Annotated in this window: 22 protein-coding genes and 1 tRNA gene; 17 read left to right on the forward strand and 6 right to left on the reverse strand. The window is 63.4% G+C overall.

What is annotated here, in order from left to right; all coding sequences use genetic code 11:
* Positions 1–57: 57 nt before the first annotated feature.
* The gene (locus NGM15_RS04850; RefSeq protein ID WP_253436016.1) at positions 58–669 is read right to left on the reverse strand and encodes a hypothetical protein; all 612 of its coding nucleotides are present in this window, start codon (positions 667–669) and stop codon (positions 58–60) included.
* A gap of 268 nt (positions 670–937) precedes the next feature.
* Between NGM15_RS04850 and NGM15_RS04855 the strand changes: the two genes are divergently transcribed.
* From NGM15_RS04855 to rpl12p, 3 genes are read left to right on the forward strand one after another with little or no spacing between them, the layout of a single operon-like run.
* Positions 938–1,570: a 50S ribosomal protein L1 gene (locus NGM15_RS04855; RefSeq protein ID WP_253436019.1), complete on the forward strand. Its 633-nt coding sequence runs from the start codon at positions 938–940 to the stop codon at positions 1,568–1,570.
* Between the two features lies 1 nt (position 1,571).
* Entirely contained in the window at positions 1,572–2,624 is a 1,053-nt protein-coding gene (locus NGM15_RS04860) for a 50S ribosomal protein L10 (RefSeq protein WP_253436022.1), read from the forward strand.
* Positions 2,625–2,663: 39 nt separating this feature from the next.
* Positions 2,664–3,005 carry a 50S ribosomal protein P1 gene (gene rpl12p / locus NGM15_RS04865; protein ID WP_253436025.1) on the forward strand — a complete coding sequence of 114 codons (342 nt, stop codon included), beginning with the start codon at positions 2,664–2,666 and terminating at the stop codon, positions 3,003–3,005.
* A 97-nt stretch (positions 3,006–3,102) separates the two neighbouring features.
* On the opposite strand, the gene NGM15_RS04870 is transcribed toward rpl12p, so the two are convergent.
* Entirely contained in the window at positions 3,103–3,279 is a 177-nt protein-coding gene (locus tag NGM15_RS04870) for a hypothetical protein (RefSeq protein WP_253436028.1), read from the reverse strand.
* 586 nt (positions 3,280–3,865) lie between these two features.
* On the opposite strand from NGM15_RS04870, the gene NGM15_RS04875 reads away from it, so the two are divergent.
* The 4 genes from NGM15_RS04875 to NGM15_RS04890 all read left to right on the forward strand — a co-directional run bounded on the left by NGM15_RS04875 (position 3,866) and on the right by NGM15_RS04890 (position 6,198).
* A complete protein-coding gene (locus NGM15_RS04875; RefSeq protein ID WP_253436031.1) occupies positions 3,866–4,135 on the forward strand; it encodes a hypothetical protein in 270 nt (89 codons plus the stop codon).
* 288 nt (positions 4,136–4,423) lie between these two features.
* Positions 4,424–5,665, forward strand: a complete 1,242-nt coding sequence (locus NGM15_RS04880; protein WP_253436034.1) for a tripartite tricarboxylate transporter permease — start codon at positions 4,424–4,426, stop codon at positions 5,663–5,665.
* An 82-nt stretch (positions 5,666–5,747) separates the two neighbouring features.
* Positions 5,748–5,927: an HVO_2753 family zinc finger protein gene (locus tag NGM15_RS04885; RefSeq protein ID WP_253436037.1), complete on the forward strand. Its 180-nt coding sequence runs from the start codon at positions 5,748–5,750 to the stop codon at positions 5,925–5,927.
* Between the two features lie 4 nt (positions 5,928–5,931).
* Positions 5,932–6,198, forward strand: coding sequence for an elongation factor 1-beta (locus tag NGM15_RS04890; protein ID WP_253436039.1), 267 nt, complete (start codon positions 5,932–5,934; stop codon positions 6,196–6,198).
* 300 nt (positions 6,199–6,498) lie between these two features.
* Here the strand turns inward: NGM15_RS04890 and NGM15_RS04895 are convergent, their stop codons facing one another.
* Positions 6,499–7,320 (reverse strand): YihY/virulence factor BrkB family protein, encoded by an 822-nt coding sequence (locus tag NGM15_RS04895; RefSeq protein ID WP_253436041.1) that lies wholly within the window; start codon positions 7,318–7,320, stop codon positions 6,499–6,501.
* A 38-nt stretch (positions 7,321–7,358) separates the two neighbouring features.
* Positions 7,359–8,549, reverse strand: coding sequence for a cystathionine gamma-synthase (locus tag NGM15_RS04900; RefSeq protein ID WP_253436043.1), 1,191 nt, complete (start codon positions 8,547–8,549; stop codon positions 7,359–7,361).
* Positions 8,550–8,728: 179 nt separating this feature from the next.
* On the opposite strand from NGM15_RS04900, the gene NGM15_RS04905 reads away from it, so the two are divergent.
* From NGM15_RS04905 to asd, 9 genes are all read left to right on the forward strand, one after another.
* Positions 8,729–9,019 (forward strand): 50S ribosomal protein L21e, encoded by a 291-nt coding sequence (locus NGM15_RS04905; RefSeq protein WP_253436045.1) that lies wholly within the window; start codon positions 8,729–8,731, stop codon positions 9,017–9,019.
* Positions 9,016–9,372 (forward strand): RNA polymerase Rpb4 family protein, encoded by a 357-nt coding sequence (locus NGM15_RS04910; protein WP_253436048.1) that lies wholly within the window; start codon positions 9,016–9,018, stop codon positions 9,370–9,372. Before NGM15_RS04905 ends, NGM15_RS04910 begins: the two co-directional genes overlap by 4 nt.
* A gap of 105 nt (positions 9,373–9,477) precedes the next feature.
* Entirely contained in the window at positions 9,478–10,065 is a 588-nt protein-coding gene (locus tag NGM15_RS04915; protein WP_253436050.1) for a DUF655 domain-containing protein, read from the forward strand.
* A 184-nt stretch (positions 10,066–10,249) separates the two neighbouring features.
* Entirely contained in the window at positions 10,250–11,209 is a 960-nt protein-coding gene (rsmA, locus tag NGM15_RS04920; RefSeq protein ID WP_253436053.1) for a 16S rRNA (adenine(1518)-N(6)/adenine(1519)-N(6))-dimethyltransferase RsmA, read from the forward strand.
* A gap of 6 nt (positions 11,210–11,215) precedes the next feature.
* Positions 11,216–12,367 (forward strand): mechanosensitive ion channel family protein, encoded by a 1,152-nt coding sequence (locus NGM15_RS04925; RefSeq protein WP_253436056.1) that lies wholly within the window; start codon positions 11,216–11,218, stop codon positions 12,365–12,367.
* Positions 12,367–12,945 carry a HemK2/MTQ2 family protein methyltransferase gene (locus tag NGM15_RS04930; protein ID WP_253436059.1) on the forward strand — a complete coding sequence of 193 codons (579 nt, stop codon included), beginning with the start codon at positions 12,367–12,369 and terminating at the stop codon, positions 12,943–12,945. The genes NGM15_RS04925 and NGM15_RS04930 overlap by 1 nt, the downstream gene beginning before the upstream one ends.
* Positions 12,946–13,132: 187 nt before the next feature.
* Positions 13,133–14,134 (forward strand): 5-methyltetrahydropteroyltriglutamate--homocysteine methyltransferase, encoded by a 1,002-nt coding sequence (locus tag NGM15_RS04935; RefSeq protein ID WP_253436061.1) that lies wholly within the window; start codon positions 13,133–13,135, stop codon positions 14,132–14,134.
* The gene (locus tag NGM15_RS04940; RefSeq protein ID WP_253436063.1) at positions 14,131–15,210 is read left to right on the forward strand and encodes a methionine synthase; all 1,080 of its coding nucleotides are present in this window, start codon (positions 14,131–14,133) and stop codon (positions 15,208–15,210) included. The genes NGM15_RS04935 and NGM15_RS04940 overlap by 4 nt, the downstream gene beginning before the upstream one ends.
* 164 nt (positions 15,211–15,374) lie before the next feature.
* Positions 15,375–16,409, forward strand: a complete 1,035-nt coding sequence (asd, locus tag NGM15_RS04945) for an aspartate-semialdehyde dehydrogenase (protein ID WP_253436066.1) — start codon at positions 15,375–15,377, stop codon at positions 16,407–16,409.
* A 36-nt stretch (positions 16,410–16,445) separates the two neighbouring features.
* Here the strand turns inward: asd and NGM15_RS04950 are convergent, their stop codons facing one another.
* Positions 16,446–16,874: a universal stress protein gene (locus NGM15_RS04950; RefSeq protein ID WP_253436069.1), complete on the reverse strand. Its 429-nt coding sequence runs from the start codon at positions 16,872–16,874 to the stop codon at positions 16,446–16,448.
* A 273-nt stretch (positions 16,875–17,147) separates the two neighbouring features.
* Entirely contained in the window at positions 17,148–17,897 is a 750-nt protein-coding gene (locus NGM15_RS04955) for a fumarylacetoacetate hydrolase family protein (protein ID WP_253436071.1), read from the reverse strand.
* A 217-nt stretch (positions 17,898–18,114) separates the two neighbouring features.
* On the opposite strand from NGM15_RS04955, the gene NGM15_RS04960 reads away from it, so the two are divergent.
* A tRNA-Glu gene (locus tag NGM15_RS04960) sits at positions 18,115–18,189 on the forward strand.
* The last annotated feature ends 22 nt before the right edge of the window (positions 18,190–18,211 follow it).

Genomic DNA, 18,211 nt, shown 5'->3' on the forward strand with positions numbered 1-18,211 from the left:
TTGTCACGTCTAACTGTCCGTTCGTCCAGAACGCTGACGCGACAATCGATCGAGTGTCTACACCTTGTTCGCCGGTGGAACGACCCGTTCCTCTGGCTGGCGAACGCCACCGTTCCCAACGAGCACTCGAGTACCGGCACCAACTCCTAGCGCGGTGGCTATCGTGACGAATGCGAACCCGAAAGTCGGGACCAGCGCGGTGACTCCCCCGAGTAGGCCGCCAGCGATCACCCAGCCGGGGGTCCGAGACAGCCCGAACCGCGACGTAATCGTTGCCCCGATGGCGACGTAGCCGAGCGCTGCACTCACCGGAAGCACGACCACGCCGATGGCGACGAGCGGAATCGCGAAGAATATCCCGACCGCCGAAGATGAAATCAGGATGCCGGTATAGAACAGGCCGCCGAGAACGAGCGTACCTGGAATCCCGACACACAGGGAGATAACCGGGCTCCGTCGAGAAACCTCGAGCGTTTTCCTCCCCGAGTACCGGAGGATTCCGAGAGCAAACCCGCCGACCAGGACGATCCCGACGGCCTGTATCGCGGCTTGCTCGAGCGGCGACAGCCCACTGAACGCCGTAACCGCCTGTTCGTAGACGCGAACGGAACCGCTCTCGCCCCCTCCCCCGAGGCCCCCAACGATAGCGTATAAATCTATCGGCCACATTGTTGCGTCCTACATCTGCCACGATAATGTACATTTCGGTCAGTTGCACATTCACAACTTCTAATTGATCCAAGTTCCGGATCAGTTGAGCGAACTGTACGCTCGAGGAGCGTCCAACTGGATCAAATCGAGGCCACGAAACCCCTCGCTCCTCGAGGCGCGGAGTTCGACGGGTTTAAGTTCGCCATGACACTTTCTCAAAGCGAGACAGGCATGGCCTGTTTCACTGACCCGTAGAAGCATACCCTGCGTACTACGGAGGTGAACGATGGCAAATTCGGATATCGAAACAGCAGTCACTCGCGCACTCGAGGACGCACCCGATCGGAACTTTACCGAGACGGTCGACCTCGCGATCAATCTGCGCGATCTAGACCTCAACGAACCGTCGAATCGTGTCGACGAGTCCGTCGTGTTGCCGTCTGGAACCGGCCAGGAGACCCAAATCGTCGTCATCGCCGAAGGCGAGACCGCCGTCCGCGCCGAGGAGGTCGCGGACCAGGTCCTTTCGGGGAGCGACGTGGCCGATCTGGACGACGACGACGCCAAAGATCTGGCGGACGAAACCGACTTCTTCATCGCCGAGGAGGCGATGATGCAGGACATTGCGCGGCACCTGGGGACGATCCTGGGTCCGCGAGGGAAGATGCCGGACCCGCTCTCGCCCGACGACGACGTCGTCGAGACGGTCAACCGGCTCAAGAACACCGTGCAAGTTCGTTCGCGGGACCGACGCACGTTCCACACGCGCGTGGGTGCCGAGGACATGGGCGCCGAGGACATCGCCGACAACATCGACGTCATCCTCCGGCGCTTGCACGCCGACCTCGAAAAGGGCCCACAGAACATCGACTCCGTCTACGTGAAGACGACGATGGGGCCGTCCGTGGAGGTGGCCTGAAATGAGCGCTGAAGCACAGGCGGAAGCCGAACGCAAGACCGAGAACCTCCCCGAGTGGAAGCGCGAGGAGGTCGACGAACTCGAGACCCTCATCGACGAGTACGAGAGCGTCGGCGTCATCGGTATCACCGGCATCCCCTCGAAGCAGCTCCAGGACATGCGTCGCGGCCTCCACGGCACCGCCGTGGTCCGCGTCAGCCGCAACACGTTGCAACGACGCGCGCTCGAGTCCGGCGGACTCGACGACCTCGTCGAGCACGTCGACGGACAGGTCGGCCTCGTCGCGACGAACGCGAACCCGTTCGCGCTGTACAAGGAACTCGAGGCCTCGAAGACGCCCGCACCGATCAACGCTGGCGAAGTGGCCCCGAACGATATCGTCATCCCCGAGGGTGACACGGGGGTCGACCCCGGTCCGTTCGTAGGCGAACTCCAGCAGATCGGGGCCAACGCCCGGATCGAAGAGGGTTCGATCCAGGTCATGGAGGACTCGACCGTCCTGGAGGCCGGCGAGGAGGTCTCGGCGGATCTCGCGAACGTCCTCAACGAGCTCGGCATCGAGCCCAAGGAAGTGGGTCTCGACCTGCGCGCCGTCTTCTCCGAGGGCGTACTGTTCGATCCCGAAGACCTCGACATCGACGTCGAGGCCTACGAGAGCGACGTGCAGACGGCCGCGGCCTTCGCACGCAACCTCTCGATCAACGCGGGCTACCCGACGGCCCAGACCGTGCCGACGATCATCGCGAAGGCGACGGGCGAGGCCAAAAGCCTCGGCCTCCACGCGGCGATCGAAAACGACGACCTCATGCCCGACCTCGTCCGCAAAGCCGACGCGCAACTGCGCGCGATTGCGGCCCAGATCGACGACGAGGAGGCGCTCCCGGAGGAACTCCAGGGCGTCGAGGCCCCCGCTGCGGACGCGGGTGCGGCAGGGTCTGAGGAAGAATCGAGCGACGACCAGAACGGCGACGAGTCCGAGGCCGCTGACGAAGACGAGGACGATGACGACGATGACGGTGACGGCGCAGAAGGACTCGGCGCAATGTTCGGATAATACAGATACAGACACAGACACACTACGAGGATTACACCAATGGAATACGTTTACGCAGCACTCATCCTGAACGAGACCGACGAAGAGATCAACGAAGACAACCTGACCGGCGTGCTCGAGGCCGCCGGCGTCGAAGTCGAGGAGTCCCGCGTCAAGGCGCTCGTCGCCGCACTCGAGGACGTCGATATCGACGAGGCCGTCTCCGAGGCTGCCGCGGTCCCCGCTGCCGGCGCTGCCGCCGGCGGTGCGGCTGCTGCTGGTGCCGACGAGGGCGAGGCCGAGGAAGCCGAAGAGACCAGCGACGTGCCGGACACGACGGACGACGACGATGACGAGGAAGAGGAGGCCAGCGGCGAGGGCCTCGGCGAACTCTTCGGCTAAGTCGGGTTTCGACGTTTCACACCGATTTTTTACGGAGCCAAACTAACGTGGGAGCCACAGCACCGTTACTGCCTAAAACCGTTGGTGACGATAGGCCTCAGTCAAGCGGCGTCGTCAGGCTGGTCACGCCGGTCGCGAGAACCAGTCCGACGACGACCGCTGCCACTGTGGCTCCCCATCCAAGTTGGTAATAGAGCAAGAATCCGTTCATACTGACGAGGACGCACACCATCACGAGGATGACGTACGTTCGGTACTTCTCAGTTTGAGCCATGTGTTTATCCATATCTGAAAGAGGATTTATTTTACGAAGCCGATGTCTAAGTCAGCGACCTCCGTTGCACCCGTCGAGATCAACTCAATCGGTCACGGGCCCGTCGCCTCGTAGAGTCTCCAACTCGCTCCTCCGGTGAGAGTGACACCAAACTTCGACCTCGAGATGGTAATCTCGAGCCATCCAAGAATCACAGCCCACGTATGTTCGTAATCGATACGAACACCAATCAGGGTGAGATTAGTTCGAATCAGTTCCGTCGAAAGGGTGGTCGAGAGACCATACCTGTCGTGAGACACTTCGGTGGTACAGGCAACGCCACCCGATTCGTACGTGCCCGTCTTGATTGGAAGGTCGAGACTCGAGTCCGGGAAATTTCTGCCGCCAAGACTCAGACAATTCGATATCTGGAGTGCAGTTGGGGAATAATCAGTGGTCTGAATCCCACGTCAGCGCGTACGCCGCATCCTGATTAGTGACAGATGAGGCTGGCGCTTCTCCCTTGCAAAATGTCTTGCAGGTGCCGACCGCGAGCCATTGCTCATCCTCGAAACACCTATAATAAATAAATCTAATGCATATAAATATGGAGCCAATCGTCCTCGTCGGATTGTTCCTCGTCGTTCCGACGATTGTAATTGGGGCCGCGTTCCTCGTCCACCAGGACGCGAAACGGTTGGGGATGGACGACTACGACAGGTGGTTCGGTATCGTCGTGCTGACAGGCGGTACGGGACTGCTCCTGTACCTGCTCGAACGGGACGACCATGAGGCGGAGCAAACGGTGCCGGCGGACGCGGAGTTCCCGCTTCCTGGAGCGACCGTCGGGGAGGAAGGGTCTGAAAGCAACGAGTGAGAGGCCGCATGGCCACGTTCGTTGGCGGCCTCCGTGAATCCGTAGAAATTCGAACCAACTCTCGGACGCTACTGCGTCGTCTGTTCTCGCCCCCACTGTGGCGCCGCGCTTGCGGTACCCTGATATTGATCGGCTTTTCAGTGACGCCGATTGGATTGGCTATTGTCCCTATTGTACTAAGTTCACCTATTTCACCTATTGCATCCCATTTCGACGTGGCTGCTCTCACTCGAGCAACCATTGTACACTCCTCGAGTTTAAGTACTGAAACGCGCCCAGACGTGACCAATGGCACAGGCGTTCCTCGAGGTGACCGTGAATCCGACGTTCACGGCCGCCCTCCTGTGCTGGATCGTCGGCGGTGCCGCCCTCGGCTCGGTCAGCGGCCTCATTCCCGGGCTGCACGCGAACAACTTCGCGCTCCTGCTCGCAGGCGTCGCCCCCTCCGTTCCGGGGCCGACGCTGTTCGTCGGCTGTGCAATGCTCTCGGCGGGCGTCGTCCACACCTTCCTGAACGCCGTCCCGGCGATGGCCCTCGGAGTCCCCGACGCCGAAATGGCCGTCACAGCGCTACCGGGCCACCAGCTGGTGCTCGACGGTCGGGGCTTCGAGGCGATTCGGCTCTCGGCGGTCGGGAGCCTGCTGGCCGTCCTCGTGGCGATACCGCTCGCGATTCCCGTAACCGTCGCCGTCACGGCCGTCTACCCCCAGCTTCGAGCCAATCTTTCGATCCTGCTCGCGGTGATCGTGATCGCCCTCGTGCTCTCAGAATCCACGTGGCGGCGCCGCTTCGCCGGTCTCCTCTCGTTTTCGCTCGCAGCGACTCTCGGCTGGGCGACGCTCGATCTGTCGCCCGACGCACCCCTCGAAGCCGGTGGGATGCTCGCGCCGCTGTTCGCCGGCCTCTTCGGTGCCCCGGTGTTGATCGACGCCGTTCGAGGCGGCGTCCCCCCACAGCGGGAAGCAGTGCTTCGCATGTCCCGCCCGTTGATTCTGATGACGGCTGTCGCCGGCGCGCTGGCCGGTGCCGTCGTCGGCTACTTGCCCGGCATCTCCGCCGCGATCGCCGCAGTCGCCGTTCTCGTCGTCCTCCCAGGCGGGGCCACTGCCCGAAGTTACATCGTGGCGACGAGCGGCGTCGACACCGCGAACACCATTTTCGCGCTCTTCGCGCTCGTCGCCATCGGCCAGCCGCGTTCGGGCGTCATGGTCGCCTTCCAGCGCGTCGACGCACCGCTCGAGCTCCCGATTCTCCTCTCCGGGGTCGTCCTGGCCGGAGTCATCGGATTCGCGCTGGTGATCGTCGTCGGCGATGCCTACCTCGAACTGGTCGGCCGACTCGAGTACTGGCGGATTTCGGCGGCGGTGCTCTCGTTGCTGGTCTGTCTCGCCTTCGTGTTCGCGGGTCCGGTCGGCGTTCTCACGTTCGGCGTGGCCACCGTCGTCGGGCTGGTTCCCGTTCGCCTGCAAGCCAGGCGGGTTCATCTCATGGGCGTGTTGATCGGTCCGCTGGCTCTCGCCGGGCTCTGAGAAGCGGCGTCTTCGAGAGGGCGAGTGATCGCCGGTAGCGCGAAAGACAACCGTTAAAAGCGACGGGCGGGAAGAAACGAGTATGAGTTCCACGGACCGACGGGAGACTCGCTCGTGCGTCTCCTGTGGGATCAACATCGCGGGCACGAACGCCGCGTCGTTCAAGTGCCCCGACTGTGGCGCACAGATCTACCGCTGTGCCAAGTGTCGCAAACAGAGCAACCTTTACGAGTGCCCCGACTGTGGGTTCCTCGGCCCCTGATACCATGGGAAAAGTAGCCGCCAAGATCAAAGTCATGCCGCAGAGCCCCGAAATCGACCTCGACGCGCTCCAGGAGCGCCTCGAAACCGCCCTCTCGGAGGGGGCGAAGATCAACGGTGTCGAGCGCGAGGAAGTCGCGTTTGGTCTCGTCGCGCTCTACCCGACCGTCATCGTCCCTGACGGCTCCGGTGGCACCGAGGGCGTCGAAGAGGCCTTCAGTGAGGTCGAGGGCGTCGAGAGCGTCAACGTCGAGAACGTCGGGCGTATCTGAGGGTCCGACCGCCGAATTTTCGTCTGTCGTCGATCACCGTAGCGACGGCGTTCGCTCCTCGAATCGATGAATGAGGTGTCCTGGTGCCCAGGAGAGGCCAGGTACCAGTCGTGCTCGTGGCGATGAGGCCGCCACCCGAGTCTACGAGAATCGAGTCGCTCGCGTCTACGAGAACTGGATCCTCACGTCCACGAGAGCAGGATCCTCACGTCCACGAGAATGGATTGTTCGAGTCCACAAAAAGCGGATCACTCGTGTCCTCGAAAACTGGAGCACTTGTGCCCTCGAGAAGCGGACCGCTCAGCCGATCGCCCACCGGTCTTCGGCTTCGACGCGGTCTGCCATGACCGCATTGAGTATCACTCCGCCGAGCAGCGCCAGCGCCCCGACGTACAGCCAGGTCAGGAGCAACATGATGCCGCCCGCGACGCCGTACAGCTCGACGCTTTCGGAGGTCGTGAGGTAGAGGCGGAAGCCGATCGCACCCAGGGTCCACGAAATCGCCGTGAGGACGGCACCGGGGAGCGCTTCCCGAACCGTCACGGCAGGCGGAGCAAATTGGTAGAACATCGGGAGGAACACGGCGAACAGCGCCCCCGCCAAGAGCGGGATACTCGCCAGCAGGGCAACCGTCTGCCCGGCGACGGCCACTACCCCGACCTGGACGACGATCACCGAAGCGACGGCGAGGATCACCGTCACGAGGATCAGCCCAGTGTCTCGAGCCGTCTGACGAGGGGACCGTTCCGCCTGGACGCCGTAAACGTGACCGAACGCGCGGTTGATCGACTGGAACGTCGTGAACGCGCTCCAGGCGAGCATGGCGGCGGCGATCACCGCGGCCCGCCCTCGACCCGATCCTTCGCCGATCATCCCGTTCATCGTCGACACCAGTGATTCGGGGTCGGCCCCGAACGCGGGTGCTAGTAGCTCCAGGGCGCTCTCGAGCCAGCCGACCGTCGTCATCCCGATGAGTGCGAAGATGGCCAGCGGAATCAGGGCGTTGAAGATGTAGAACGCGACCCCGGCGGCGACGAGGGCGAATCCGTTCTCTCGAGCGACGGCGACGACGCGCCGGGCAGTGGATTCGTCTACGGGGAGTGATCGTTCGAGTTGGCTCATTCGGATTTGCTCATTCGGATTTGCTCATTCGGATTTGCTCATTCCAGCGCCGCTTCGATCGCCTGCTCGAGATCGCCGATCAGGTCGTCGACGTGCTCGATACCTACCGAGACGCGGATCAGACTGTCGGTGAGTCCGGCCGCGATGCGCTCTTTCCGGGGGATCGCCGCGTGGGTCATCGGTGCGGGCTGTTCGATCAGGCTCTCGACGCCACCGAGGCTCTCGGCGAGGGTGAACACCTCCGTGTTCGAAACCACGTCGCTGGCCTGCTCGAGCGTCCCGTCGAGTTCGAAACTGAGCATGCCCCCGAAGTCGTCCATCTGCTTCGCGGCGATCTCGTGGCCAGGATGGCTCTCCAGGCCGGGGTAGTAGACGCGATCGACGTCGGGGTGATCGTCGAGCCACTGAGCGATGGCGCGGGCGTTCCCGCAGTGACGATCCATCCGAACAGGGAGGGTCTTGGTTCCGCGGAGGACGAGGAAAGCGTCGAATGGGCCGGGGGTCGCGCCCACGGAGTTCTGGTAGAAGCCGAAGCGCTCGTCCAGGTCGGGATCGTTCGTCAGGAGCGCCCCGCCGACGACGTCGGAGTGGCCGCCGAGGTACTTGGTGAGCGAGTGACTAACGACGTCGGCACCCAGTTCGAGCGGGCGCTGGAGATATGGCGTTGCGAAGGTGTTGTCGATGGCACAGATGGCGTCGTGCTCGTGGGCGATCTCAGCAGCCCCCTCGATGTCCACGATAGACAGTAGCGGATTGGTCGGGGTCTCGAGCCACAGGAGTTCGGTGTTGTCCTGGAACGCCGCGTCGATCGCCTCCAGGTCGGTCATGTCGACGAAGGTGAACTCGATCTCGTACTGCTCGTAGACCTGGGTGAAGATGCGGTGGGTGCCACCGTACACATCGTTCCCGGTGACGACGTGGTCGCCGGACTCCAGCAGATTGCAGACGGTGTTGATCGAACCCATGCCGCTCGAGAAACAGCGGCCGTAGTCGGCACCTTCGAGGCTCGCGAGGTTGGCCTCGAGATCGTCGCGCGTGGGGTTGCCGGTTCGGGAGTACTCGTAGCCGCGGTGGTCGCCGGGGCCGTCCTGTTCGTACGTCGAGTTCGCGAAAATTGGCGTCATGAGGGCGCCGGTTTCGTCGTCGGGTTCCTGGCCTGCGTGGATCGAACGAGTCTCGAAACGAAACTCCCGTGCGCCGTCACCGTCGGTACCGCGATCGTCGCTCATACGTACGGAGGCAACTGCCGGCGGGATTACTGTTCCCTTTTTCGGTCGAGATTCCCGGCTACTCGATCACGAATAGCCCCACCCATAGCCTCACCTCGAGCGGCCACCGTGATCTTGAGACGAGACGGGGCGAGAACGTGCGTTTTATAACCGTCACCGGTCAAGAGCGTCGTACGACTATGCCGAACTCGAACGGACCTCGTCAGGGAACCCGGCGAAAGCTCTCGAACAACCCCCGAGATCGCGGGACCTCGCCGCCGCAGCGCGCGATCCAGGAGTACGACGTGGGCCAGAAGGTCCACCTCAAGATCGATCCGAGCGTTCCGAAAGGGCGCTACCACCCACGATTCGACGGTCACACCGGTGAAGTCGTCGGCAAACAGGGCAAGGCCTTCAAAGTCGAGATCACCGACGGCGGGAAGGCGAAGACGTTGATCGTCACCGCTGCCCACCTCCGCGCCCAGGAATGACGATCTTCAAAGAGATCGTCGACGAGGAGTACCTGACGGTCTCGGAGACGAAGGATCTCCTCGAGGACATCGAAACCGAACGGGCACTCGACGACGAACGCGAGCTACGATACGAACTCGCGCGCGCCATCGAACACGTCAACCGCTTCGCCATCCTGGAGACCGAGGACGCGAACGCCCTCGTCGAGGACCTCCAGGACCTCGAGAAGGTCGACGAGCCGACGGCGTACAAGATCGCGAACCTGCTTCCGCGGGATCGACAGGAACTTCGGACGGTGTTCGCCCAGCAGCGCTACTCCGTGTCGGGTGACGAACTCGACGAGATCCTCAACATCATCGCGAAGTACGTCTGAGGCCGTTCGGGCGTTGACGTATCCGACTTCGGCTTGCTGAGTGTCGTTCGTGCGAACCGTCGTTGAGCCGACTCTTTAAGTATTCCGTCACCGTACCTCGAGTCAATGAGCGAAGCCGACAGCGATGAGACGGACGTGCGCCGAGCGGTCGTGCTGGATTATCTAGCCCACGGGCTCTCAGGTGGACGACGTCGCTACCAGCAGTCACCGGCCGGCTACGCCCTTGGCGTAGACGACTTCACGCTGTATCAGGTCGCCTTCGACGAGGATGCTCGGCTCACGATCGGCACCCGAGTCGTCGTCGAGCCCCCAGCAGAGCGCGACGTCGTCGAGGAGTGTCACCCCGTCGGGTACGATGACCTCTCCTCGGGTGCCCAGTCTGAACTCGAGTACGTCATCGCCGATCTCATCGAGGAGAACGAACGGCGGTTTGTGGACTTCTACAACGATGCGCAGCCGATCACGCTTCGGCTCCATCAGCTCAACCTGTTGCCAGGCATCGGGAAGAAACTCCGAAACAACATCCTCGACCAGCGAAAGCGAAAGCCCTTCGAGAGCTTCGAGGACCTCGAGGATCGGGTCTCGGGATTGCACGACCCCGACGAGGTGCTGGCAAATCGAATTCTCGAGGAGTTACGGGACGAGGACCTCAAGTATCGGACGTTCGTGGGTCACGCTCAGCGAAACGAGTAGTTTGTCGCTCCTTTTCGTCTTCACCGCCGGTTGCGAGCGACAGCTACTCATGCGACAGGTCTTCACACGCGGCCATTCACACGACAGCTATTTACACGACAGCTATTCACGCGACGGTGATTCAAACGAGTGATACGCTCTCGAGACGGTGCGTTTACAGCCCCCTGCCCCCTACGTCCGGGCAATGAGAGATCCAGACGGGTTGATCGCGAGGGCGGGGGTTCGCGGTGATCCCGACCGCGATCAACACTTTCTCGTCGACGATCGGGTCCTCGATCGATTGCCGACGTATCTCGAGTCGCTCGACCAGGACGCGTCGCCAGGCAGGGGAGAGCAATCGACCGGACTGACTGAATCGACTGAACCGGCCGGATCGACTGAATCGACTGAACCGGCCGGATCGACTGAATCGGCCGAATCGACCCGCGAGGTAACGAGCCACCTCCTCGAGATCGGCGGCGGGACGGGTGCACTCACGGACCGACTGCTCGCCGTCGCCGACGAGGTGACCGTCGTCGAACGAGACCGACGGCTGGCCGCGTTTCTCGAGGAGGAATTCGCCGAGGAGGTCGCGGCCGGCCACCTGACCGTCGTCCAGGGCGACGCTCTCGATGTCGACCTCCCCTCCTTTTCGGCGTCGGTCTCGAACCTTCCCTACGGCGTCTCGAGCGAAATTGCGTTTCGCCTCCTCCCCGAAAAGCGTCCACTCGTCCTGATGTTTCAGAAGGAGTTCGCCGAGCGAATGGTCGCCGAGCCGGAGACCCCCGAATACGGGCGGCTGTCGGTCTCGGCCCAGCACTTTGCGGCCGTCGAAATCGTCGAAACGATCCCGAAGGAGGCGTTTTCGCCGCCGCCGCAGGTCGAGAGCGCGGTCGTCAGGTCGATCCCGCGGACGCCCAACTACGAGGTCGCGGACGAGGCGTTCTTCCTGCGGTTCGTCAAGGCGGTGTTCACCCAGCGACGAAAGACGATGCGAAACGCGATTCGCAACACGGCTCACATCTCGGGGCTCGAGGATGCAGACGCCGTCGTCGAGGCGGCAGACGAGGAACTGCTGGGCAAACGGGCGGGGGCCGTCACGCCCACCGAATTCGCCGAACTGGCGACGCTCGCCGACGAGGTGGGCCGTTCGGATGAGAGGTGAAAATCCGTGGTAGACGCGTTCACTGGGCTCGAGTGGCTCGAAAACACGTTCCACACGCAGTTCCAGAAGGGGGTGGCGACGGCGGTCGTTACGGGGCTGTTTCTGCTCGTGTTAGTTTCCCATCGACGCCTCCAGTCCTGGATTTCCGACCGATCGCGGGCGCTGTACGCCGATATCGTCGCGACGATTCTCCTGTTCGGGGCGGGAGGGTTGGCGCTGTACGTGGCCGTCGGGGTCTGGGGGGCGACCGAGGAACTGTCGACGGTTCTCTCGCGATTCGATCCGGAGGGGACGTTCCTCCCTCGGGTGACCGCATCGTTCGTGATGGTCGTGATGACCTACATCGTCTGGCGATTCGTGAGACGGCTGTTACACGACGTGGTGGCCTCCTCGACCACGGTCACGAAACACCAGGAGGAGGTATCGAATCGCGTCATCCAGGTATTCATCTGGTCCGTCACGCTCGTAATCGTCCTCAGCATCTGGATCGACGACCTCAGCGGGCTCCTCGTCGGGGCCGGGTTCCTGGGTATCGTCGTCGGTATGGCCGCCAGACAGACCCTCGGCGCGTTGCTCGCCGGGTTCGTCCTGATGTTCTCCCGATCGTTCGAAATTGGCCACTGGGTCGAGATAGACGGACGGGAGGGAACGGTCACGAACATCTCGATCTTCAACACGCAAATTCAGTCGTTCGACGGGGAGTACATCGTCGTCCCCAACGACGTCGTCACGACGAGCATCGTGACGAACCGCTCGAAGAAGGGGCGTCTTCGAATCGAGGTCGAAGTCGGCGTCGACTATAGCGTCGACGTCGACCAGGCGGCGACGCTCGCTCGAGACGCCCTCGAGCCGATCGAGGAGGTGATGGACGTCCCCGAACCGATGGTCGTCACGAAGCAGTTCGGCGAGTCGTCCGTCGTCCTGGGCGTTCGATTCTGGATCGATCGGCCGAGTGCGCGACGGCGCTGGACGGCCCGGACGAAGGCCATCAGCGCGATCAAGACCCAGTTCGAGGAGGCCGACGTCAAGATCCCGTACCCACAGCGGGAGTTGAGCGGACGCGAGGAGACCGACGGATTTCGAATGCAATTGGACGAACCAGTGAACGAAACGACGGCTCGAGGGACGACGTCCAGACGGCCGTCGGAGGACGACTGATGGGGAAGGATCTCGCCGAGCGTCGCGGGCTCGAAACCGACGTCTATCAGCCGGCGGAGGACTCGCAACTGCTCGCGGACGCGGCCAGTGACCGACTCGAGGAGGGAGAGTTAGTCCTCGAGGTCGGCACCGGTTCGGGGTACGTCGCCGACCGGATCGCGACCGAGGTCGGGGCTCGAGTCGTCGCTGCCGACGTCAACCCGCACGCCGCGGCGAACGCACGCGAGCGTGGACTCGAAGCGGTGCAGGCGGATCTCGTCTCGCCGTTCCGAGCGGGCACCTTCGACGCCGTCGCGTTCAACCCGCCGTACCTGCCCACGGACCCGGACCACGAGTGGGACGACTGGATGGAGCGCGCCCTCTCGGGCGGTGAGGATGGCCGGGCGGTGATCGATCCGTTCCTCGCGACGGTGTCCCGGGTACTGGCTCCGGACGGCGTCGTCTTCCTCCTGGTCAGCAGCCTCACGGGGGTCGACGCGGTGGTCGAACGCGCGGGCGAGGAGGGGTTCAGTGCGGTCGCCGTCGCCGACGAGTCGTTCCCGTTCGAGACGCTGACGGTGCTCGAACTGGTTCGGTAATCGGATATGGGGTTCGCCGTCGGCGACCGTTCGCGTTTCGCAGTAACCGCATCGAGCGAGATTTCCGCCGTTTTCGGTACCGCCTTCGAGTGGATCGAACACTTCCTCGAACGCACTGGAGATAACTCGTAAGCATACAAGCGTATGGAAAATATTAAGCACCGGCATAGCCTAGCTCCGTCCACGCATGACCGAGTACGTATCGACCACGCCGGGGCTGTTTCCGCTCCCGGACTGGGCGAAAGACGATTTATCCGACGCAAAAGGACACCAGAAACACGATCTCATCAGCGGCGACGAGGGCGAGGCGATCACGAGCATCTACGACGAGGCGCGCGCCGAAGTCGTCGAGACCCAGGTCGAGGCCGGACTGGACCTGATCTCGGAGGGCCAGCTTCGCTGGGACGACATGCTCGCCCATCCGCTGACCGTTCACGACGCCGTCGACACGGGGGGCATCGTCCGCTACTACGACAACAACAACTTCTATCGCGACCCCGTCGTCACCGACGAACTGGGCTTCTCGGGCGACGTCGCGGGCGAACTCGAGGCCGCCGCCGCTCTGACGGAGGAACCGCTCCAGGCCGTCCTCCCCGGCCCGTACTCGCTGGCCGACCTGGCCACCGACGACCACTACGGCGACGAGGAGACGTTCCTGTCGGCCGTCGCCGACTTCCTGGCCGGCGAGGTCGAGGCGTTCCCGGCCCACGAGACGCTGTTCCTGCTCGAACCGTCGCTCGTCGAGAATTCGCCCGGCGACGGTCTCGACGAACGCGCGAGCGAGGCGGTCGACACCGTCGCGAGCGCGACCGACGCCGAGGTCATCGTCCAGCCGTTCTACGGGGCGCTCGAGGAGAAGGTCTACGCCCACCTGCTCGACGCCGACTTCGACGCGCTCGGGTTCGACTTCGTGACCGAACAGGAGCAGAATCTTTACAACATCCAGGAGTACGGCGCCACCGACGACATTTCGCTGGGACTGGCCGACGGCCAGAACACCCTCCTGGAGGAACCCGAAGCGATCCGCGAGCGAGCCGACTGGGTATTCGACCAGATTCCAGTCACCGACTTCGAGACGACGTACCTGACGACGAACACCGAGACGTTCTACCTGCCGTACGCGAAGTTCGAGGCGAAACTCGAGGTGCTGGCTGAGGCTGCCGCGCTCGCGGAGGTGACCCACGCATGAGCCAGCACCAGAACGCGAACAAAGACCAGTTCCGACCTAAGGACCACGCGGCCGAGCACTTCCTGCTGACGACGGTCGTCGGTAGTTACCCCAAGCCCAAGTGGCTCAACCGGGCGAAAGAGCTGTACCAGGACCCAGAGCACGGCTTCGACGCCGACGACTACCAGGAGGCCAAAGACGACGCGGCCCGTCTCATCACGAACGAACACGAGCGCGCGGGCCTCGACGTGGTCGTCGACGGCGAGATGCGCCGCAACGAGATGGTCGAGTACTTCGCCCACCGGATCGACGGCTACGAGTTCAACGGTCCGGTCAAGGTCTGGGGCCACAACTACTTCGACAAGCCGTCCGTCGTCAACGAGGTCGAGTACGACGAGACGTGGCTGGTAGAGGAGTACGAGTTCACGGCGTCGGCGACCGACCGCCCGGTGAAGGTCCCCATCACGGGTCCGTACACCCTCGCGAACTGGTCGTTCAACGAGGCCTACGACGACGAAGAGTCGCTCGCGTACGACCTCGCGGACCTGGTCAACGAGGAAATCGAAAAGCTCGTCGAGGCTGGCGCTCGCTACATCCAGATCGACGAACCCGCCCTCGCGACCACCCCCGACGACCACGCCATCGTCGGCGAGTGTCTCGAGCGCATCGTCGCCGACATCCCCGAGGACGTGCGAATCGGCCTCCACGTTTGCTACGGAGACTACTCGCGGATCTACCCCGAAATACTGGAGTTCCCCGTCGACGAATTCGACCTCGAACTCGCCAACGGCGACTACGACCAGCTCGAGGTGTTCAAAGACCCCGAATTCACCAAGGACCTGGCCTTCGGCGTCGTCGACGTCCACGACGCCGAGGTCGAGTCGGTCGAGGAAATCGAACGCAACATCGAGAAGGGACTCGAGGTCGTCCCTCCGGAACAGTTGGTCGTCTCGCCCGACTGCGGCGTGAAACTCCTCCCCCGTGAGGTCGCCTACGGCAAGATGAAGAACATGGTCGACGCGGCTCGCAACGTCGAGCAGCGCCTCGACGAGGGCGACCTCGAGGTGCAGTCGCGAGCGGCGCCGGCGGACGACTGAGCAACCCACTACCTCGTTTTCAGCCGACTCACTCTCGTCCGACCCGTTCTCGGCGTGATTCTCCTCGTCCTCGAGCGACTGCCATCCACGTCACGAGCCCCCGAACCACTGCAAACCGTGACACCATCCAAACCGTTTTGCGCGCCCGGTACCCAGGGCCGACAATGACCGTACGAGCAGGCATCCTCGGCGCCACCGGCGCCGTCGGACAGCGACTCATTCAACTCCTCGAACCCCACCCCGACTTCGAAATCGCGGCGCTCACCGCCAGCGACTCGAGCGCGGGCAAATTCTACCGCGAGGCCGCGAAGTGGCGCGTCGACACGCCAATTCCGGACGCCGTCGCCGACACGACCGTCACCGAAACTGACCCCAACGCCGTTCCGGACGACGTCGACCTCCTCTTCTCCTCACTCCCCTCGAGCGTCGGCGCCGCCGTCGAACCCGGCTTCTGCGAGGCGGGCTACGTCGTCTCCTCGAACTCCTCGAACGCCCGGATGGCCGACGACGTCCCGCTAATCATTCCGGAGGTCAACGCCGATCACCTCGACCTGCTCGAGGTCCAGCGCGACGAGCGCGGTTGGGACGGTGCCCTCGTCAAGAACCCGAATTGCTCGACGATCACGTTCGTGCCCACTCTCGCTGCCCTGGCCGAGTTCGACCTCGAACGCGTCCACGTCGCCACCCTCCAGGCGGTGTCAGGGGCCGGCTACGACGGCGTCACCTCGATGGAGATTATCGACAACGCCATCCCCCACATCGGAGGCGAGGAGGAGAAACTCGAGACCGAATCGAAGAAGCTCCTGGGCACGTTCGACGGCGCGGAACTCGACCTCCACGGCGTCGACGTCAGCGCCTCGTGTAACCGGATTCCGACGCTGGACGGCCACCTGGAGAACGTCTGGGTCGAAGCGGGCGACGATCTCACGCCCGAATCCGCCGTCGAGGCACTCGAGGCGTACCCCTCGCTCGACCTTCCCTCCTCACCGGACCCGCTGATTCACGTCTTCGAGGACCTCGAGCGACCCCAGCCTCGCCTCGACCGCACCCTGGGGGAGGGAATGGCAATCTCCGTGGGCGCGCTCCAGGAGTCGACCTTCGGCCTGCAGTACAACTGCCTCGCTCACAACACGATCCGCGGAGCGGCGGGTGCGAGCGTGCTGAACGGCGAACTGTTGCTCGAGAACGGCTACCTCTAGGTTTCGACGCCGACTGCGGGCTGACGGCGGTCCGACTCACTCCTCGACCGGCAATACCAGCACTGGGAGCGTCGCCTTCCTGATCAGCCGTCTGCTCGTATCGCCGCTTAGCATCTCGACCAACCGATTCCCCTTGCGCGGGACGAACGCGACACCGTCAGCCCCGTGATCGTCGGCGGCCTCGAAGATGGTCTCGACCACGTCCGTCCCGTACAGGACCTCCGTCTCGACGCGCGCACCCGTTTCCTCGAGCGGGGCGCCCGCTCGCGAAAAGACGTCCTCGGCGAACTCCCGGCGAGCCTCGAGCGGCGCCTTGTCAGGTGCACCACCTCCCTTTTCGATGACGTGGACGACCAGGACGGTGTTCTCCGGACCGATTCGCGGGGCGAGCGCTCTGGCCGTTCGCTCCCCGTCGTCGGGGTCGGCCGCCGGAACGAGGATGGGGCCGTCGAACGTGATCGCCATCAGTGAACACCCGGCAAGCGGTGATCCGGTTCTCGAATCGAGGGCTCCTCGTAGTGGTTCGCAGCTCGTTCCATACGCTTCTGTTCGGTTTCGGAGACGATAAAGGTCCGGCGAGATCCACTCTTCGAAGGACTGTCACGGTTGGCCAGGCCGGTCAGTGGTCTCACGACACGGAGGCGAATACTGGCCAGGTCTCGACGCCGTAGCGACAGCCCAGCCGATCTTCGGGGCCCGTAGCGATAGCCCAGGCCCAGCCGATTTGTGATGACGTCTTCACCGACTCTCGTCGGGGATCCGAACCTCGTGTGCGAGCGTCCCCACGCCCTCAACCTCGATTTCGACCGTATCGCCGTCCTGGAGCGGCCCGACGCCTTCGGGGGTGCCGGTCGCGATCACGTCGCCGGCCTCGAGCGTGAGGTAGGTCGTGATCTCCGCGATGAGTTCCGGAATCGAGAAGATGAGTTGCGTTCGCGAGCCGTCCTGTTTCAGTTCGCCGTTGACGCGCGAGCGGACGAACGCATCCTCGGGCACTTCGTCGGGCGTCGCGAGCACGGGACCGATGGGCGCGGCGCCATCGAAGGCTTTCCCGCGGACCCAGTTTTGCTCCTGGCGCTGGTCGTCGCGGTTCGAGAGGTCGTTCACGCAGGTGAAGCCCTCGACGACGTCCATCGCGTCTTCGGCTGGGACGTGCCGGCACTGCTCGCCGATTACGACGCCGATTTCGGCCTCGTAGTCGATTCGCTCCTTCCCGCCGGGAACCGTGACGGTATCCCCGTGGGCCGCCAGCGTGTTCGGCGGCTTGAGAAAGAGCAACGGACGGTCGGGGACGTCGGAGTCCATCTCCGCGGCGTGGTCGGCGTAGTTGCGTCCGATGCAGACGACCTTCGAGGGTTCACACGGTGGTAGGACGTCGATTTCGTCGCTCTCGAGGTCGTAACTGTCGGATCCGAACTGGACGCGGTCGTTTTCGAGTCGGCCGCGTCGAATCGCTCCGGCCGGATCGCGGAATCTGACGAACTTCATGCTGTACGTGCGTGCTCGCGCGCCTGGACGAAAAGCGTTGAGAAGGCGGTGAAGGCACCCGTCAGAAGTGGGGTTCGAGGCGCCAGCGGCGGACCCGAGGTGCCAGCGGCGGACCCGAGGCGCTAGCGGCGGACTCGACGCGTTCGTCACGGGCTATCACCCTCGCCACGGAACGGAACGCTTTTTACTAGCCCCGGGAAACGATTGGATGCGACCCGCTCCGTTGGTGTAGTCCGGCCAATCATTTCGGCCTTTCGAGCCGATGACCTGGGTTCAAATCCCAGACGGAGCATGTTGCTGCGAACACACGGTGA

The sequence above is a fragment of the Natronosalvus halobius genome (assembly GCF_024138145.1).
Taxonomy (GTDB): Archaea; Halobacteriota; Halobacteria; order Halobacteriales; family Natrialbaceae; genus Natronosalvus; species Natronosalvus halobius.

What these genes read in the sequence shown, in the direction of transcription:
- NGM15_RS04850 (WP_253436016.1), bottom strand. Translation starts at nt 669, where the DNA reads ATGTGGCCGATAGATTTATACGCTATCGTTGGGGGCCTCGGGGGAGGG.
- NGM15_RS04855 (WP_253436019.1), top strand. Translation starts at nt 938, where the DNA reads ATGGCAAATTCGGATATCGAAACAGCAGTCACTCGCGCACTCGAGGAC.
- NGM15_RS04860 (WP_253436022.1), top strand. Translation starts at nt 1,572, where the DNA reads ATGAGCGCTGAAGCACAGGCGGAAGCCGAACGCAAGACCGAGAACCTC.
- rpl12p (WP_253436025.1), top strand. Translation starts at nt 2,664, where the DNA reads ATGGAATACGTTTACGCAGCACTCATCCTGAACGAGACCGACGAAGAG.
- NGM15_RS04870 (WP_253436028.1), bottom strand. Translation starts at nt 3,279, where the DNA reads ATGGCTCAAACTGAGAAGTACCGAACGTACGTCATCCTCGTGATGGTG.
- NGM15_RS04875 (WP_253436031.1), top strand. Translation starts at nt 3,866, where the DNA reads ATGGAGCCAATCGTCCTCGTCGGATTGTTCCTCGTCGTTCCGACGATT.
- NGM15_RS04880 (WP_253436034.1), top strand. Translation starts at nt 4,424, where the DNA reads ATGGCACAGGCGTTCCTCGAGGTGACCGTGAATCCGACGTTCACGGCC.
- NGM15_RS04885 (WP_253436037.1), top strand. Translation starts at nt 5,748, where the DNA reads ATGAGTTCCACGGACCGACGGGAGACTCGCTCGTGCGTCTCCTGTGGG.
- NGM15_RS04890 (WP_253436039.1), top strand. Translation starts at nt 5,932, where the DNA reads ATGGGAAAAGTAGCCGCCAAGATCAAAGTCATGCCGCAGAGCCCCGAA.
- NGM15_RS04895 (WP_253436041.1), bottom strand. Translation starts at nt 7,320, where the DNA reads ATGAGCCAACTCGAACGATCACTCCCCGTAGACGAATCCACTGCCCGG.
- NGM15_RS04900 (WP_253436043.1), bottom strand. Translation starts at nt 8,549, where the DNA reads ATGAGCGACGATCGCGGTACCGACGGTGACGGCGCACGGGAGTTTCGT.
- NGM15_RS04905 (WP_253436045.1), top strand. Translation starts at nt 8,729, where the DNA reads ATGCCGAACTCGAACGGACCTCGTCAGGGAACCCGGCGAAAGCTCTCG.
- NGM15_RS04910 (WP_253436048.1), top strand. Translation starts at nt 9,016, where the DNA reads ATGACGATCTTCAAAGAGATCGTCGACGAGGAGTACCTGACGGTCTCG.
- NGM15_RS04915 (WP_253436050.1), top strand. Translation starts at nt 9,478, where the DNA reads ATGAGCGAAGCCGACAGCGATGAGACGGACGTGCGCCGAGCGGTCGTG.
- rsmA (WP_253436053.1), top strand. Translation starts at nt 10,250, where the DNA reads ATGAGAGATCCAGACGGGTTGATCGCGAGGGCGGGGGTTCGCGGTGAT.
- NGM15_RS04930 (WP_253436059.1), top strand. Translation starts at nt 12,367, where the DNA reads ATGGGGAAGGATCTCGCCGAGCGTCGCGGGCTCGAAACCGACGTCTAT.
- NGM15_RS04935 (WP_253436061.1), top strand. Translation starts at nt 13,133, where the DNA reads ATGACCGAGTACGTATCGACCACGCCGGGGCTGTTTCCGCTCCCGGAC.
- NGM15_RS04940 (WP_253436063.1), top strand. Translation starts at nt 14,131, where the DNA reads ATGAGCCAGCACCAGAACGCGAACAAAGACCAGTTCCGACCTAAGGAC.
- asd (WP_253436066.1), top strand. Translation starts at nt 15,375, where the DNA reads ATGACCGTACGAGCAGGCATCCTCGGCGCCACCGGCGCCGTCGGACAG.
- NGM15_RS04950 (WP_253436069.1), bottom strand. Translation starts at nt 16,874, where the DNA reads ATGGCGATCACGTTCGACGGCCCCATCCTCGTTCCGGCGGCCGACCCC.
- NGM15_RS04955 (WP_253436071.1), bottom strand. Translation starts at nt 17,897, where the DNA reads ATGAAGTTCGTCAGATTCCGCGATCCGGCCGGAGCGATTCGACGCGGC.